We start from the raw sequence: 15,798 nt of genomic DNA, 5'->3' as shown, positions 1-15,798 counted from the left end.
GCCCTTCGAGACCCGATCTTTCCAGGTACGGCCACGAAAAAAGGCGCGGGAGGCATCCTCCCGCGCCTTTTCCTGTTCGAGGGCGCCGAAGCGCCCCCGGCCAATCAGTGAGCGTGAGCGCCGGAGGCGCCGATGCCGGTCTCCGAGCGCACGAACTGCGCGTCGAACAGGGCGCGCTCGCGCTTGGCCCGAGCCGTGTTGTCGAGCTTCGACACGACGTAGATCGTGAGGAAGGCGAGCGGCATCGAGAACAGCGCCGGGTTGTCGTAGGGGAAGATCGCCACCGGATTACCGAAGGTGGTGACCCAGACGGCCTTCGACAGGACCACCATGCCGACGGCTGCGAACAGGCCGACGAAGCCGCCGATGAGGGCGCCCCAGGTGGTGGTGCCCCGCCACAGGATCGACATGGTGAGGACGGGGAAGTTGCAGCTCGCCGCAACCGAGAAGGCGAGGCCGACCATGAAGGCGACGTTCTGGTTCTCGAAGACGTAGCCGAGGTAGATCGCCACGATGCCGATCACCACCGCGGAGATCTTCGAGAGCCGCACCTCGGAGGCCTCGTTGGTGCGCCCGCGGGCGATGACGCTGGCGTAGAGGTCGTGGCTCACCGCCGAGGCGCCCGCCAGGGTCAGGCCGGCCACCACGGCCAGGATGGTGGCGAAGGCCACCGCCGAGATGAACCCGAGGAAGTACGGGCCGCCGACGGCGTTGGCGAGGTTCACCGCCACCATGTTGGTGCCGCCGACCATGTCCTTGATCTTGTCGAAGGCGCCGGCCGGGCCGAGCTTGAAGTAGACCGGATCGGACATGAGCAGGGCGATGCCGCCGAAGCCGATGATGAAGGTGAGGATGTAGAAGTAGCCGATGAGGCCGGTGGCGTAGAACACCGACTTGCGAGCGGCTTGCGCGTCCGACACCGTGAAGAACCGCATGAGAATGTGCGGCAGGCCGGCGGTACCGAACATCAGGCCCATGCCGAGCGAGATCGCCTCGATCGGGTTGTTGACCAGGCCGCCGGGCGCCATGATGGCATCGCCCTTCGGGTGGGTCGCCACCGCCGCCGAGAACAGGGCCTCGGGGTTGAAGCCGTACTTGAAGAGCACCGCGCCGGCCATGAAGGTGGCGCCGCCGAGCAGCAGGCAGGCCTTGATCACCTGCACCCAGGTGGTGGCCTTCATGCCGCCGAAGGCGACGTACACGATCATCAGCACGCCGACGATGATGACGGCGTAGAGGTAGGGCAGGCCGAACAGGAGCTGGATGAGTTTACCCGCGCCCACCATCTGGGCGATGAGGTAGAAGGCCACCACCACCAGGGTTCCGGTCGCCGAGATGATGCGCACGGAGGTCTGGTCGAGGCGGAACGAGGCCACGTCGGCGAAGGTGAACTTGCCCAGATTCCGCAGGCGCTCGGCGATGAGGAACAGCACGATGGGCCAGCCGACGAGGAAGCCGGTGGAATAGATCAGGCCGTCGAAGCCCGAGGTGTAGACGAGGCCCGAGATGCCGAGGAAGGACGCTGCCGACATGTAGTCGCCCGCGATGGCCAGCGAGTTGGTGCCGGCCGAGATGCCGCCACCGGCGGCGTAGAAGTCGGAGGCCGACTTCGTCCCCATGGCGGCCTTGTAGGTGATGCCGAGGGTGAAGATGACGAAGAAGCCGAACATGCCGATGGCCGGCCAGTTCGTGGCCTGCTGGGCGATGGGACCGAGATCGGGGCCGGCGGCGAAGGCGGCGCTCACGGCCAGCGCCGCCATGGCGCTTCCGAGGAGAAGGGGATTGTTGAAGCGGCTCATCGGGCAAGGTCCCGGTTGAGTTCGGCCGTCAGGGCGTCGAAGCGGCCGTTGGCGCGCTGGACGTAGATGCCCGTGAGGATGAAGGCGAAGACGATCACGGCGACGCCGAGGATGAGCCCCAGCGAGGTGGTCGCGCTCCCGACCTTGGTGGCGAGGAGCGCCTTGTCGAAGGCGATGAGGCCGATGAAGCCGAAATAGACCACCAGCATGGCGCCGGTGAGGATCCAACCGAAGCGCGTGCGTTCGTGCACGAGTTCCTTGAACCGCGGATTCTGCGCGATCCGCGCAGTCACTGGATCAGACATGGCGCAACTCTCCCCGTGAGCCGGCCCCTTCTCCAGGACACCTGACTCCGATGTTGATGATGGTCTCGCGAGTGGGTGGTTCGGCGAGCGTCGAGGGGACGCCCGCCTTCTCCGCCGTCCGGCCGCGTTCAGTGGGTCCGGTTCTGGCGATTCTCGATCAGATCGTCGACGACGGCCGGCTCGGCGAGCGTCGAGGTGTCGCCGAGCGACGAGAACTCGTCCTCCGCGATCTTGCGCAGGATGCGGCGCATGATCTTGCCGGAGCGGGTCTTGGGCAGGCCGGGCGCGAACTGGATCAGGTCCGGGGACGCGATCGGGCCGATATCCTTGCGGACCCAGGCCACGAGTTCCTTGCGCAGGGTGTCCGAGCCCTCCTCGCCTTCCATGAGGGTGACGTAGGCGTAGATGCCCTGTCCCTTCATGGAGTGCGGATAGCCAACCACGGCCGCCTCCGACACCTTGGGGTGAGCGACGAGGGAGGATTCCACCTCCGCCGTGCCCATACGGTGACCCGACACGTTGATGACGTCGTCGACGCGGCCGGTGATCCAATAATACCCGTCGGCATCGCGGCGGCAGCCGTCACCGGTGAAGTAGGTGCCCGGATAGGTCGAGAAGTAGGTCTGCTCGAACCGCTCGTGATCGCCGTAGACCGTGCGCATCTGGCCGGGCCAGGAATCCTTGATGCACAGGTTGCCTTCGCACGGCCCCTCCAGGGTCTTGCCCTCGGCATCGACGATCATCGGCTGGACGCCGAAGAACGGGCGGGTGGCCGAGCCGGGCTTGAGCTTCGTGGCGCCCGGAAGGGGGGTGATGAGGATGCCACCGGTCTCCGTCTGCCACCAGGTGTCGACGATGGGGCAGCGGGAATCGCCCACCACCTTGAAGTACCAGTCCCAGGCTTCCGGGTTGATCGGCTCGCCGACGGAACCGAGGACGCGCAGGGAGGACCGCGAGGTGCGCTTCACCGGCGCCTCGCCGCCGCCCATGAGCGAGCGGATGGCGGTCGGCGCCGTGTAGAAGATGTTGACCTTGTGCTTGTCGACCACGTCCCAGAAACGGGAGTTCGACGGATAGGTCGGGATGCCCTCGAACATCAGGGTCGTGGCGCCGTTGGCGAGTGGCCCGTAGACGATGTAACTGTGGCCCGTGACCCAGCCGACATCGGCGGTGCACCAGTAGACCTCGCCCTCGCGGTAATCGAACACGTACTGATGCGTCATCGACGCGTAGACGAGGTATCCGCCGGTGGTGTGGACCACACCCTTCGGCTGGCCCGTCGAGCCGGACGTATAGAGGATGAAGAGGGGGTGCTCTGCCTCCACGGCCTCCGCCGGACACTCGTCGGTGACCTGGGCGGCGGCCTCGTCGTAGTAGACGTCGCGGCCCGCCTCCATGGCGACCTCGGAGCCCGTGCGGCGCACCACGACGACGTGATCGACGGCGTCCTTGCCGAGGCGCGCGATGGCGGCGTCGACATTGGCCTTGAGCGGCACCTTGCGACCGCCGCGCAGGCCCTCGTCGGCCGTGATGATGAGCTTGGAGGCGCAGCCCTCGATGCGGCCGGCCAGAGAATCGGGCGAGAAGCCGCCGAACACGATGGAATGGATCGCCCCGAGCCGCGCGCAGGCGAGCATGGCGTAGGCGGCCTCGGGGATCATCGGCAGGTAGAGGGTGACCCGGTCGCCCTTCGAGACGCCGCGATTGCGCAGCACGTTCGCCATCCGGCAGACTTCGGCATGAAGCTGACGGTAGGTAATGTGCTTGGATTCCGTCGGATCGTCACCTTCCCAGATGATGGCGACCTGATCGCCACGGGTCTCCAGGTGACGGTCGATGCAGTTGTAGGCGACGTTGGTGCGCCCGTCCTCGAACCACTTGATCGAGATGTTGCCGGGGGCGAAGCTGGTGTCCTTCACCGTGCTGTAGGGCGTGGACCAGTCGATCCGCTTGCCGTGCTCGCCCCAGAACGCAGCGGGATCGTCGACGGAAGCCTTGTACATCGCCAGATACTTGGCGTCGTCGACGTGGGCGCCCTCAGCCCACTCGGCGCGGACTTCCACCACCTTCTCGTCCATGGCGTGTTCCCTTGCGGTGCCCGATCGTATCGCGATGATCCGCGCAGCCGGGGCTTCCTAAAACCTTCTTAAGCGCAAGGAGATATCCACCGCAAGCGCCCGGAACACTATACTTCTGGACGGTTGCAACGAAGATGGTTGCATCACGGCGCCTAGTTGCAGCCGGTGCAGATTCCGGACCCGATCCGGCGGTCCAGGGTGCGCTCCTTGCGGGTCGGCTCGTCGGATTCCCGCAGTCGGTCGCCGCCCTGGGCGCGGCCCGGCGGCTTGGTCACCCCCGTGGCGGTGATGTTGCGAAACTCACGCGCGGATTCGAGGTTCTTCATGGGTGCGGCACCCGGCTCCTGAGCCAGGGCGGAGGCGCCGCACAAAACGAGAAGGCTGGGGAGAAGCAGAAGGCGGCCCGCAGCGGTGCGGGGCGTGATGGTCGGGGACATGGTGGCCTCCCAAATTCCGCCAACGCATGAGTTGACCGGAGGTTCTGTGCCGATACCCGTCGTCGACGCCGCCGTCTCCAGGTGTCGCCTCAGGCGCGGCGACTGGCCTGGGCGGGCGGGAACAGCATCTCGACCAGGGTACCCTCGTCCTTCCGGCTGGTGATGCGGAACTCACCGTGATTGGCTTCCACCAGGGCTTTGGTGATGGGCATCCCGAGGCCGGTGCCGCCGCCCGGGCGCGGACCGAGCACCGGCGCCGCGTGGTACGGCTCCAGCAGGGTATCGATCTCGTCGGGCGTCAGGCCGATGCCGGTGTCGCGCACCCTCAGGGCAACCTCGCCCCGGTCGGCCATGGTGGTGGAGACGATGACCTGCCCGCCGGCCTCGGTGAAGCGGATCGCGTTGGCGATGACGGTCAGCGCCGCCTGGCGCAGGGAGGGTTCGTCGGCGACGAGGGGCGCGAGATCGGTGGAGAAGCTCGTGCGCACGACGATGCGCTCGCGGGCGGCCTCGGGCTGCATCTGGGCGACGCAGCGCGAGACAATGTCGTTCAAGGGAACTTCCGTGAAAGCGAGATCGAGGCGCCCGGCTTCGATCCGCGCGAGGTCGATGAGATCGTCGACGAGGCTCAGGATCTCGGTGCCGGATTGCCGGATATCGCCGAGGTAGGTCCGGTAGCGCTCGCTTCCCAGGGCGCCGAAAGGCTCGGTCAGCATGAGATCGGCGAAACCGAGGATGCCGCTCATCGGCGTGCGGATGGCGTGGCTGACCTGGGCGAGGAATTCGGATTTGCGCATGCTCGCCATCTCGGCGATGCGCAGGGCCTCCGAATGGGAGGTCCGCAGGCCGTCGCCGGGCCGCGCCTCCGGGTCCGACGCGGTGCGCAGGATCGCGCAGAACCGGGTCTCGGCCGTACCGGCGACGGCGCGAACGGTGAGCCGGAGGGGGAGGGGGCCGTCGGGCCCGCGCCCGATCACGAGGCGCGCCTCGTCGGCGGTCGCGGCACCGGATTCCGGAACGCCGTGGGTCGCGGCCAGGACGTCGACGGCGCTCTCGAGGGCGAACAGGCCGAGGATGCTCTCGCCCACCACCTCGCGGGGGTCGGTGCCGAACAAACTCGCCGCGCGCCGGTTGAGCCCGAGGATGCGGGCGCTTTCGTCGAGGGTCACGAGGCCGTCGTCGAGGGCGTCGAGGATACCGAGGGCCTCGTGCGCGCGGTGGGCGGCGAAATCCTGCGCCATCCGCTCCGCCGTGCGGGCCGGTTCGTCCGCCACAGCGTCGCGCGCCAGCAGAAGCTCGGCCGGACGCCCGCACCAATCGATGGCCGACCGCTGGAGATCGACGCCCCGATGGCCGCCGTCCCGACCCGTGAGGATCGTGGACGCCTCCGCCGGCCGCTCGTGGGGGGGCAGGCCACGGAACAGGTGGGCGATGCCCCCGGCCGCCACGAGGGCGGTAAGATCGGAAAAGCCGGCGAGATCGAGGAGGAGGCAGTTGGCGAAAAGCACCTCGTCGTCCCGATAGACGAGGATTCCGGTGGGCATCCGCTCCAGGGTGGCGATCACGGCGGCGTTCGGTGCCGCCGGCTCCGGAGCCGGGAGCGCGGCGCCGGGAAACGGCATCACGGCCCCACCCGGCCCGGCGGACTCCTCCTCCGGCGTCGCGTCGGATTCGTCGCCGGCGAAGCGTGCCCCGAGGGCACGGGCGATCTCGCGGAAGGCCGCGTGCTCGTGAACCGTGAGGGACGGCTGCGACGCGGGCTCCTCGGCGAGGACGGGCGACGCTTCCGGCACCGGATCCAGGGGGAGCGGCGGTCCGATGGCCTCGGATGCCACGGGTTCGGGGGAGGACGCCGCAACGGGCTCCGCGTCGCTTCTGGATTCAGTGACGGTTTCGGTTTCGATGCGTCGGACGATGCCGAAGCCGGCGAAGCCGCAGGGCGCCTGTCCGGCCCGGGCGAGGGGGGCGCCCGAGAGGTCGAGGTCGACGAGCCGCGCCGAGGCGGCAAGACCGATGCAAAGGGGGATCGCCCGGAACGTGCGGTGCGCGTCGAGAACGGTGAGGAGCCCGTCCGCGTCGCGGGCGATGCCCGCCCGCGACAGGGCGGACCAGGAGCGGCCGAGGATCGTTCCGCGCAGGAGTGCCCCGGCCGGACCGTCGACCCGCACCAGGGTGCCCGCGCCATCCGTGGCCCAGGTGAAGCGCGGGTTGCCGCCGGGCTCGAACACCGACGCCGCATCGAACGCGTCCGACACGATCGTCGGACCGAATGCGGCGGCACCGGCTTCGGACGGAGCGACCACAGCGGGGCGCAGGCGGGGGACCGGCTCCGTCGGCACGAGGACGAGGACGCCGCGGCCGTCGGCGAGGGCGCGGCGCGCCACGAGGCAGGTGGTGGGTGTGGCGAGGCCCCGCCCGTCGAACCGGATGCGGGCGAGGCTGGGCTGGGCCGCGGCCCGAACCTGCGCGCCGAGCCTAAGCGTCGGCAACACCTGGCCATTCGCACCCGCGACGGCGCGGGCCACGGGGGCGGCCGCCCGCGAAGCATGGAGGAGATGCGTGCCGGCCTCGTCGAAGATGAGCAGGACGGCATCGGGCCCGCGCAGGAGCGGCCCGAAGCGCGGATCGTCGCTCAGGCCGGCCACCAGCGCCGCCAACACACCATCGTCACCCGGGACAGGCCCTTCGACCCCGTTCTCGAACATTCGCACCCAGTTCACACGGCGAGCTTATGGAAGAAGCGCTCCCCCTCGGAGTGCTCCACGAAACGGCCGGCCGCCCTCAGCCCTCGCCACACAGGCGGACTTTGCAGTAGACGGTTCGTGAACGACACTTAGCCTCAAGCGGGCCGGAGAGGGGACACTAATCGTTGGCGCCACGCGTTTACCTGTTGTCAATCTTAATGCGCCGACCGAGGGTGGCATAGGGCGGACGATGTGATATTGTGCACTGCACAATGAGCGAATCAACAAGCCGTCGATGAGGAGAGGATAATGACCAGCACCCCGAATTACGAAGTTCCCGCCGAGATGCGTGATTTCGCCGAGAAGAGCGTCGATCAGGCACGCAAGGCGTTCGACTCCTTCATCAGCGCGGCCCGCCGCACCGCCGACACCGTTCACGGTTCGGCCGAGACCGCCCGCACGAGCGCGCAGGACGTGTCCGCCCGTGGCTTTGAGTTCGCCGAGCAGAACGTGACCGCGGCGTTCGACCTCGCGCAGAAGCTCGTCCGCTCGCGTGACCTCCAGGAGGCCATGCAGCATCAGGCCGAGTTCGTCCGCAGCCAGTTCGCGGCGATCCAGGCGCAGGCCAAGGAGTTCGGCGGCCTCGCCCAGACGGCGATGCAGCAGAGCGCCGAGAAGGCCAAGGGCGTCATGCAGGAATCGGCCGAGCATGCCCGCAAGGCCATGGAGCAGGGGGCCGAGGCCGCACGCAAGGCCGGCGCCGAGACCGAGCAGGCCCTGCGCAACGCCTCCAACAACTGAGCCACGGTTCTCCGAACCAACGGCGATGCCGAACGGCCCGTCCCGCTCCAGCGGGGCGGGCCGCTTTTGTTCGAGACGCCGCTTTCGCCCCACGCCGGCCGAAACCGGATTCCCCTTCGCGCGGCGATGCCTTAACGGTTGCGCCCCGCCCGGACATCTCGCCAGGGGCGGACCTTCCGCCCGTGGCGGACCGGATGGATCGAGGAGCGCGTAATCGAATGCGACCTGCCTACCGAATCAGCGTGATGGTCGCGGCACTTGCCGCCGCGCTCGGGACTCAAACTGCCAGCGCGCAATATTACGACGATGGCTACGACCGGCCGCCGCCGCGCCGCTACTACGACGACCGGGGACCGCCGCCGCCGCCGCGCCGCATCTACGACGAGCCCTATGAACGCCCGGCCCCGCGCCGGGTCGCGACGGGCTTCAACTGTGACGCGGTCCAGTCCGGCCTGACGGGCTACAAGCCGTATTCCTGCCCGCTGCCGGGGCCGCGCCCCCTTGGGGTCCGCTGCTTCTGCAACATGCCCATCGCGTCCTTCAGCGGGCCGCAGACCGCCGTCGGCAGGGTGGTGCCTTAACGGACACTCCACCGTGATCGCAAAAGAGCCGCCCCCTCGGCCGAAGGGGCGGCTCTTTTCGTTCGGCGCTCGGGCAACGGGCCTCGGGACAAATTCCGCCGAGACCCCGTTGCTCGCGCTCGCTCAGTTCAGGACGACGACCTTGGCGCCGACCCGGACCCGCTCATAGAGATCGGTGACATCGTCGTTGGTCATGCGGATGCAACCCGAGGACACGGCCTGGCCGATGGTGTCCGGCTCGTTAGAGCCGTGGATGCGGTACTCGGTGTTGCCGATGTACATGGCCCGCGCCCCGAGGGGGTTCTCGACGCCGCCGGCCATGTAGCGCGGCAGATCAGGACGACGGGCAATCATGGCGGCCGGCGGGGTCCACGACGGCCATTCCTTCTTCGCCGTCACGGTCTTGGTGCCCGACCACGTGAAGCCGGGGCGGCCGACGCCGACGCCGTAGCGGATCGCCTCGCCGCCCGGCAGCACGAAATAGAGCCGGCGCTCGGAGGTCGAGACCACGATGGTGCCGGGCTTGTAGTCACCACGGAAGGCGACGATCTCGCGCGGGATCGGGGCGACCTGAGCCTGGGGCGCGGCCTGCACGCCCTGGCCGACGGTGCCCTGGTAAGCGCCCTGGCCGCCGTAGCTACCCTGGTAGCCGTAGGGGCTGGTTCCGGTCTGGCCGTAGGCCGGATCGGAGTAATAGTCCTCTCCGGCCTCGCTACCGAAGGGATCATAGGGAGCTGCCAGCGTCGGGCTGCTTGCGAGAACACAGACGCCGAGAATGCCCGCGAGGGTGGATGCCAAGGTCTTCATCGTGGATGCCTTACCTGGAGCGTAACCTTTGCTATACAAGCGTAAGCGTAGGTAGCCGGTTCCATTGGCGCGAAAGATTTCGCCTTCGCGCTGGCCGAGCATTCCTCAGAAGACCTCATCCGTGTGTACGTCGAAGCGGGCGAGGTGCGCGTAACCGAAGTTCGTGGTGATCGCCACGTCGGTGGCGTCGCGGCCTCGGGCCATGACGATGCGGCCGATGCGCGGCGTGTTGTGGCGCGCGTCGAACGTGTACCAGCCTCCGTCGAGATAGACCTCGAACCAAGCGGAGAAGTCCATCGGATCCGGTACGGGGGGAATACCGATATCCCCGAGGTAACCCGTGCAGTAGCGCGCCGGAATGTTCATGCAGCGGCAGAAGGCGACGGCGAGATGCGCGAAATCGCGGCACACGCCCTGACGCTGCATGAATCCGTCCCATGCCGTGCGCGTGGCGTCGGCGCACATGTAGTCGAAGCGGATGCGGTCGTGGACGTAGTCGACGATCGCCTGCACCCGGCCCCAACCCATAGGAGTCCCACCGAACAGGGACCACGCCGTCTCGGATAACTTGTCGGTGTCGCAATAGCGGCTGCCGAGGAGGTAGACGAGCACGTCCGACGGGAGATTCTGCACCTCGATCTGCTGGGCATGGGGGGCGTAGACGTCGGGCTGGCCGGAATCTTGGACCACGAAATCGGCCGAGATGGTGAGCCGCCCCGGCGGCGTTACGATTCGCGTGAGGACGTTGTCGAACACGTCGCGGTACTCCTGCGACGGGATCGGCGGATCGAAGGCGATCGTGTGCGGCGTCAGCAGGTCGGGCATCCGCGAGGGATGCACGCTCAGGGCCAGGATCATGGGGGTCGGCTGAACCGATTCGAAGGCGATGTCGAACCCAGTCCTGATCTTCATGACGCTCACCCGATCTGTGAAAATGAAAAGCCGTGTCCCGGACAAAATCCGGGGGAAAGGACTGCGAATGCAGTAATCGGACCGTCAACGCGCCGGTGTGGCATTCGGCCCCCGTGCGTCGAGGCCGTTCGGTTCGATCTCGTCGACGGCGACGCTGACGATCATACCGAGGTCGTCCGCGGGGAAGCCGAAGAAGGAGCCGTGGAGCGGCACCGCCTGGCGCGGATCGCGGGCGACGGCGACACGGATGAGGTCGCGGTTGCCGACGATGCCGTTGGTCGGATCGAACTCGATCCATCCGGCGCCCGGCAGGTAGACCTGGACCCAGGCATGGGTGGAGCCGCCGCCGACATGGCGCTCACGATCGCCGCGCGGGTTGTAGAGGTAGCCGGAGACGAATCGGGCGGCCATGCCGAGCGCCCGCACGGCCTCGATCATCAGCACCGCGAAGTCGCGGCAGCTGCCGCGCTTGAGCCGCAGGGTTGTGACAGGGTCCTGTACGCCCTTCTCCGAGCGGGCGAGGTAGGCAAAATTGCGCCGGACGCTGCGGGTCATCTCGGCGAGAAGGTCCTGGGTCGCGATCCGTCCGGTCGGAGGGATGAAGCTGCGAGCCCAGGCATCGACCTCATTGCGCGGATCGGGATGCTGACGCTCCATGGATCGGCTGAGATCGGCGATGTCGTCGGCGCCGTAGCCGAAGGGATAGAACGCCGCGTGCGGTGCCAGGGGAAAGTCCGGCGCCGATTCGGGCGTGTGCTCGAGGGTGATAGCGCAGTCGAACACGAGGGTGGACGCCCGTCCCTGGAAGGTGGCCACGGCGACGCAATTGCCGAACACGTCGTGCAGCCAGCGCAGCGTGACGGGCTCGGGCGTGATCGTCAGGCGGGCCTCGATGAGGCGCTGGTCGTAGCTGTCGCGCGGCCGGAACATGATCCGGTGCTCACCGAAGGCAACGGGCTGACGGTAGCGGTAGGTCGTGACGTGGCGGACGGACAGGATCGGCACGGATCGGCTCCGCCGCGCCGGCCGGCGCGGTCTCGGCTCCGGTTAATGCAAGAGGTGCGCCCAAGCGAGGCCGCAGACGCCGAAAAGAGTGAGGTCACGGGCCTCGAAAAGCCCGCGCGTGCTTACGGCAGGAGGGGCTGCGGTGCGACGCGGGCCCGCTCCACCTCGCCGAGGAGGTCCAGGGGTCGCCAGGGCTTGGGGATGAACACCGCCTGGGGGGCCAGGGCGCTCGGGCGTTCGGCGCGCTGGCCGGAGGTGACGACGAGGCGGGTCGTCGGCCACAGCAGGGCGATGGCGGAGGCGAGCTGGACCCCGTCCATCACGCCGGCCAGATGCACGTCGGCGAAGACCAGGGCGACGTCGCCGCCCCGCTGGCGCATGATCTCGATGGCGGCCTCGGCGCTGTCGCAGCCGAGCACGCCGAGCTCCGTTTCCTCGAGGAGAGCTTCAGCCATGGCGCGGACCGTGGCCTCGTCCTCGACGACGAGGGCGAACTTGCCGGATTTGGCGGATAATGCGGCAGGCGCGGCGGCACGCGGAGCGTGTTCGGGCGCCCGCACCTGTCGGACGAGGGCGGCGAGGTGCTCGGGCACGCCTTCGGCGATCAGGTCGTCGTAGAACGAGGCGAGGGCCTGCCCGATCCGGTCGAGGGACAGACTCGGAGTCAGGGTATCGGCGGGACCGCCATGGCCATCGCGGCGGCTGCGGGGCGGGGTGCCGTTGGGATCGGCCTCGGGGTCGGCCAAGGGAAGCCTCCGACGTTCGTGTGTCGCGGTGCGCCGGGGGTCGGACGCACACACGTAAAAGCCGGGACGACGCGCGGAGTTGCCGGAGAAACCGGTTTGTCGAGAAATCCGTGACGTCGCGCCGGGCGATCGTGGGGATCAGTCGACGGAGGCGTCCGCGTAGGCCATGATTCCGGCGACCGACCGGACGTCGCGGTAGCGGGCGCCCCGGGCGCTCATCATCGCCTCGAACTTCTCGTGGACCTGCGCCACGGAGAGGCTCGTCGCCTTGCGGCGCCCGCGCTGGGCGGCGAAGAAAATCGTCTTGTTGGCACGCGCCGGCCCCGGCAGCATCTGCGCGGCGGCGGCCTTGGGCTTGTCGACGACGGTGGCGAGAAACGCCTCGGCGTCGTCGGGCCCGAGGAAGTGGGCGAGGTAGATTTCTCCCAGCGACAGGTCGCGGCCGATGCGCAGGGCGATGCGGGCGGCGTCGCGCTTGAGCATCTCGCCGGCCATGAGGGCGGAGAGGTAGGGGTCGCGGCGCAGTTCGAGGATACGGGTTCGCTCGGCCGGGTCGTTGACGACGGGTCGCCCATTGTCGCCCGTCACCACGAGGGCGGCGTCCTGCGTCAAGCCGTATTTCGGGCCGAAATCGCGCACGACCCCGAGCCAGGTCCGCTCGATGAACTGGAACAGACCCGTGGCGGAGGAGGTCTGGGCCTGCACCTCCGTCTTGAAGCTCGACTCCTTGTCGGCCACCGCCATGAGCAGCACCGGATCGGTCTGCACCGCCTGGGCGGCGCGGACGATCTTCTGCACGAGGTGGCGGCGGATCTTCATCGGCCCGAATTCGAGGATGTCGTTGGGATCGCCGACGGCACTCTCGGTGATGAGGAAGTCGTAGGAGACCCGGTCGACGGCGTTCGAGCCGAGTTCGGTGTCGAGGTCGTGGATGGGCGCGAAGGCCGCCGAGGCGGTGAGGACGCCGGCGGGCGTACCGAGGATGGCCGGCGGGGCGCTCTGCACGCGGGGGCGGGGCATCGCCACGGCGGTCATCGCCTGGGCCGCTTGCACGACACCGCCGAGGCTCGCCTCGCTCGGCCCGACGCCTTTGAGGAGCACGGCGCTCAGGCCACCGGCGAGCAGCGACACGGACAGGACGGAGCGGATCAGCGCATTGCGGCTGCCGTGCTCGCGGCCGACGCGGCCACCGAGGGTGAGGGCATCGGAGGTTGGCGACGGTGTGCCGGCGGTGGACCGCCCGCGGAGGGGACCCTTGACGGGACCTTTGGCGAGGGCAGTCCGTGGCGATCCGACCGTGCGACCCTGCATGTGCTCTGTTCTTCCCGCCGCTGGTAACTACGGGGACAGATTATCTTGACAGATGTGGCGACAACACGGCTTCGCTTGTGGCGAAGCCGTGGCACCGGGGTTTTCCTCAGCCGATTCGGGCCTTGAGGGCGGCCACGACGGCATCGCCCATGCCGGCGGTGCCCAACGCCTGCGTTCCCTCGGCGGCGATGTCCCGGGTGCGGGCACCGTTCGCCAGGGCATCCGTGATGGCGCCATCGAGGAGGTTGGCCGCCTCGCCGAGGCCGAACGAGTAGCGCAGGGCCATGGCCAGCGACCCGATCATGGCCAGCGGGTTGGCGAAATCACGCCCGGCGATGTCGGGGGCCGAGCCGTGCACCGGCTCGTAGAGGGCCTTGCGCGAGCCCTTGGCGTCGACGGCGCCGAGCGACGCCGACGGCAACATGCCCAGCGACCCCGTGAGCATGGCCGCCACGTCGGAGAGCACGTCGCCGAACAGATTGTCGGTGACGAGGACGTCGTACTGTTTTGGACGACGCACGAGCTGCATGGCGCAGTTGTCGGCGAGCACATGCTCCAGGGCCACGTCCGTGTACTCGGCATGGACGCGGGTCACGACCTCCTTCCACAGGACGCCGGACTTCATCACGTTGTGCTTCTCGGCCGAGGCGACGCGGCCCGAGCGCTTGCGCGCGAGATCGAAGGCGACGTGGGCGATGCGCTCGATCTCGCCCGTGGTGTAGACCTGGGTGTCGACGGCCCGCTTCGTGCCGTCGGGCAGGGTGGTGATCTCCTTGGGCTCGCCGAAATAGACGCCGCCCGTGAGCTCGCGCACGATCATGATGTCGAGGCCTTCGACGAGCTCGCGCTTGAGGGCGGAGGCGTCGGCAAGCGCCGGATAGCAGATGGCCGGGCGCAGGTTCGCGAACAGGCCGAGGTCCTTACGCAGGCGCAGCAGGCCCGCCTCGGGCCGGATCTCGTAGGCGACATCGGCCCATTTCGGACCGCCGACGGCCCCGAGGAGTACAGCGTCGGCGGCGTCCGCCCGGGCCAGGGCGGCGTCGGTCAGGGGCACGCCGTGGGCGTCGATGGCACTGCCGCCGACGAGATCGTGCTCGGTCTCGAACGTAGCGATGCCGGCCTGTGCGAGGAAGCCGATCACCTTCTCGACCTGACCCATCACCTCGGGGCCGATGCCGTCGCCGGGCAGGAGGAGGAGCTTGTAGGGGGTCATGGGGTCAACTCGCTTCATTCGTCCCGATGGACGCGGTTCGATCTACGGTGCGGCCGGGCTTGCCGGCGCGTCATACCTTGCGCGCCACGGTGAACCGCGCCGCATCGCGAAGAATCTGCGCCTTGTCGCCCCAAGCTGATACGGCGTCTTCGCAGACGCCCACCAGACGGTCGCACTCGGCTCGCGCCCCGTCGAGGCCGAGGCGGTCGACGAGGGTGGCCTTGCCGGCGTCCTTGTCCTTGCCGGTGGCCTTGCCCATGGCTTCCGCTGAGGCTTCGCGGTCGAGGATGTCGTCGGCGATCTGGAAGGCCTGGCCGAGGGCGTGGCCGTAGCGCAGGAGCGCGCGGCGCTCGTCGGGGCTCGCGCCGCCCACGATGGCGCCGGCCTCCACCGAGAAGGCGAGGATCGCGCCGGTCTTCATGGCCTGAAGCTGGAGGGTGTCGTCGACGGTGAGCGACACCGGGCCGAAGCGCCCCTCCGCCCCGAGGTCGAGGAGCTGGCCGCCGACCATGCCGCCGAGGCCCGAGGCCTTGGCGAGGCCGAGCACGAGGTCGGCCCGGATCGCGGCGTCCGGCTGCCAGGTCGCGTCGGCCAGAACCTCGAAGGCCAGGGTCTGAAGCGCGTCGCCGACCAGGATGGCGGTGGCCTCGTCGTAGGCCTTGTGGACGGTGGGCTTGCCCCGGCGCAGGTCATCATCGTCCATGGCCGGCATGTCGTCGTGGACGAGGGAATAGCAGTGCACGAGCTCGATGGCCGATCCGGCGGCGAGCGCCCCGGCCTCGGGCCCGCCGAGCATCCGAGCCGTCTCCACGGCGAGGAACGGACGCAGGCGCTTGCCGCCGCCGAGCACCGCGTGGCGCATGGCCTCCATCAGGCGCACCGGCCGGGTGATCTCGCCGGCCTGCGTCTCGGGGGTGAGACGCTCGGCGAGCCAGGCCTCGACGGCGTCGGCCACCGTGGCAAGCCTGTGGGTAAACGCGTCGACCGGGGCATCCGCCTTGACCGAAGCGTGGGATCCTTGCGTTGACGTCATGGTCGGGCGGGCCTTCGGAAGGGTGAGCGTGCGGCGAGCGGAGGAGGATCAGATTCGGGAGGGAGCGGAGAGCGCCGAGCGGCCCC

At 68.7% G+C, this 15,798-nt stretch carries 14 protein-coding genes; 2 read left to right on the top strand and 12 right to left on the bottom strand.

Going from position 1 to position 15,798, the window contains the following annotated elements; translation table 11 throughout:
• Positions 1-104 precede the first annotated feature (104 nt).
• The 5 genes from MFF01_RS05450 to MFF01_RS05430 all read right to left on the bottom strand — a co-directional run bounded on the left by MFF01_RS05450 (position 105) and on the right by MFF01_RS05430 (position 7,276).
• The gene (locus MFF01_RS05450) at positions 105-1,760 is read right to left on the bottom strand and encodes a cation acetate symporter (RefSeq protein WP_373319653.1); all 1,656 of its coding nucleotides are present in this window, start codon (positions 1,758-1,760) and stop codon (positions 105-107) included.
• A 35-nt stretch (positions 1,761-1,795) separates the two neighbouring features.
• Entirely contained in the window at positions 1,796-2,104 is a 309-nt protein-coding gene (locus MFF01_RS05445; RefSeq protein ID WP_056092703.1) for a DUF485 domain-containing protein, read from the bottom strand.
• 128 nt (positions 2,105-2,232) lie between these two features.
• Positions 2,233-4,182, bottom strand: coding sequence for an acetate--CoA ligase (gene acs / locus MFF01_RS05440; protein ID WP_238222714.1), 1,950 nt, complete (start codon positions 4,180-4,182; stop codon positions 2,233-2,235).
• Positions 4,183-4,334: 152 nt separating this feature from the next.
• Positions 4,335-4,619, bottom strand: coding sequence for a hypothetical protein (locus MFF01_RS05435; protein ID WP_238222712.1), 285 nt, complete (start codon positions 4,617-4,619; stop codon positions 4,335-4,337).
• A gap of 89 nt (positions 4,620-4,708) precedes the next feature.
• Positions 4,709-7,276, bottom strand: a complete 2,568-nt coding sequence (locus MFF01_RS05430; protein WP_238222710.1) for a PAS domain-containing sensor histidine kinase — start codon at positions 7,274-7,276, stop codon at positions 4,709-4,711.
• Between the two features lie 336 nt (positions 7,277-7,612).
• Here MFF01_RS05430 and MFF01_RS05425 point away from each other — a divergent pair, with 336 nt between their 5' ends.
• Together MFF01_RS05425 and MFF01_RS05420 are read left to right on the top strand one after the other, a co-directional pair.
• Positions 7,613-8,104 carry a phasin gene (locus MFF01_RS05425; RefSeq protein ID WP_238222708.1) on the top strand — a complete coding sequence of 164 codons (492 nt, stop codon included), beginning with the start codon at positions 7,613-7,615 and terminating at the stop codon, positions 8,102-8,104.
• Positions 8,105-8,322: 218 nt separating this feature from the next.
• Positions 8,323-8,685, top strand: a complete 363-nt coding sequence (locus MFF01_RS05420; RefSeq protein ID WP_238222706.1) for a hypothetical protein — start codon at positions 8,323-8,325, stop codon at positions 8,683-8,685.
• A gap of 123 nt (positions 8,686-8,808) precedes the next feature.
• On the opposite strand, the gene MFF01_RS05415 is transcribed toward MFF01_RS05420, so the two are convergent.
• The 7 genes from MFF01_RS05415 to MFF01_RS05385 form a co-directional block, all read right to left on the bottom strand.
• Positions 8,809-9,492 carry a L,D-transpeptidase gene (locus tag MFF01_RS05415; RefSeq protein WP_238222704.1) on the bottom strand — a complete coding sequence of 228 codons (684 nt, stop codon included), beginning with the start codon at positions 9,490-9,492 and terminating at the stop codon, positions 8,809-8,811.
• Positions 9,493-9,597: 105 nt separating this feature from the next.
• Complete coding sequence (locus tag MFF01_RS05410; RefSeq protein WP_238222702.1) at positions 9,598-10,404, bottom strand: transglutaminase-like domain-containing protein; 807 nt, start codon at positions 10,402-10,404, stop codon at positions 9,598-9,600.
• Between the two features lie 84 nt (positions 10,405-10,488).
• Positions 10,489-11,409, bottom strand: coding sequence for a transglutaminase family protein (locus MFF01_RS05405; protein ID WP_238222700.1), 921 nt, complete (start codon positions 11,407-11,409; stop codon positions 10,489-10,491).
• A gap of 122 nt (positions 11,410-11,531) precedes the next feature.
• Entirely contained in the window at positions 11,532-12,065 is a 534-nt protein-coding gene (locus MFF01_RS05400) for a response regulator (protein ID WP_238223095.1), read from the bottom strand.
• A 228-nt stretch (positions 12,066-12,293) separates the two neighbouring features.
• Entirely contained in the window at positions 12,294-13,466 is a 1,173-nt protein-coding gene (locus MFF01_RS05395; RefSeq protein WP_238222699.1) for a transglycosylase SLT domain-containing protein, read from the bottom strand.
• 106 nt (positions 13,467-13,572) lie between these two features.
• Positions 13,573-14,679 (bottom strand): 3-isopropylmalate dehydrogenase, encoded by a 1,107-nt coding sequence (leuB, locus tag MFF01_RS05390; protein ID WP_238222697.1) that lies wholly within the window; start codon positions 14,677-14,679, stop codon positions 13,573-13,575.
• Between the two features lie 70 nt (positions 14,680-14,749).
• A complete protein-coding gene (locus MFF01_RS05385) occupies positions 14,750-15,712 on the bottom strand; it encodes a polyprenyl synthetase family protein (protein WP_238222695.1) in 963 nt (320 codons plus the stop codon).
• Between the last annotated feature and the right edge of the window lie 86 nt (positions 15,713-15,798).

The sequence above is a fragment of the Methylobacterium adhaesivum genome, assembly GCF_022179065.1.
Lineage (GTDB): Bacteria > Pseudomonadota > Alphaproteobacteria > Rhizobiales > Beijerinckiaceae > Methylobacterium > Methylobacterium adhaesivum.
This window is presented reverse-complemented; position numbering and strand designations above follow the sequence as displayed.

Excerpts from the sequence above, each read along its gene's own strand:
- MFF01_RS05450 (WP_373319653.1), bottom strand. The coding sequence starts at position 1,760 with ATGGCGGCGCTGGCCGTGAGCGCCGCCTTCGCCGCCGGCCCCGATCTC.
- MFF01_RS05445 (WP_056092703.1), bottom strand. The coding sequence starts at position 2,104 with ATGTCTGATCCAGTGACTGCGCGGATCGCGCAGAATCCGCGGTTCAAG.
- acs (WP_238222714.1), bottom strand. The coding sequence starts at position 4,182 with ATGGACGAGAAGGTGGTGGAAGTCCGCGCCGAGTGGGCTGAGGGCGCC.
- MFF01_RS05435 (WP_238222712.1), bottom strand. The coding sequence starts at position 4,619 with ATGTCCCCGACCATCACGCCCCGCACCGCTGCGGGCCGCCTTCTGCTT.
- MFF01_RS05425 (WP_238222708.1), top strand. The coding sequence starts at position 7,613 with ATGACCAGCACCCCGAATTACGAAGTTCCCGCCGAGATGCGTGATTTC.
- MFF01_RS05420 (WP_238222706.1), top strand. The coding sequence starts at position 8,323 with ATGCGACCTGCCTACCGAATCAGCGTGATGGTCGCGGCACTTGCCGCC.
- MFF01_RS05415 (WP_238222704.1), bottom strand. The coding sequence starts at position 9,492 with ATGAAGACCTTGGCATCCACCCTCGCGGGCATTCTCGGCGTCTGTGTT.
- MFF01_RS05410 (WP_238222702.1), bottom strand. The coding sequence starts at position 10,404 with ATGAAGATCAGGACTGGGTTCGACATCGCCTTCGAATCGGTTCAGCCG.
- MFF01_RS05395 (WP_238222699.1), bottom strand. The coding sequence starts at position 13,466 with ATGCAGGGTCGCACGGTCGGATCGCCACGGACTGCCCTCGCCAAAGGT.
- leuB (WP_238222697.1), bottom strand. The coding sequence starts at position 14,679 with ATGACCCCCTACAAGCTCCTCCTCCTGCCCGGCGACGGCATCGGCCCC.
- MFF01_RS05385 (WP_238222695.1), bottom strand. The coding sequence starts at position 15,712 with ATGACGTCAACGCAAGGATCCCACGCTTCGGTCAAGGCGGATGCCCCG.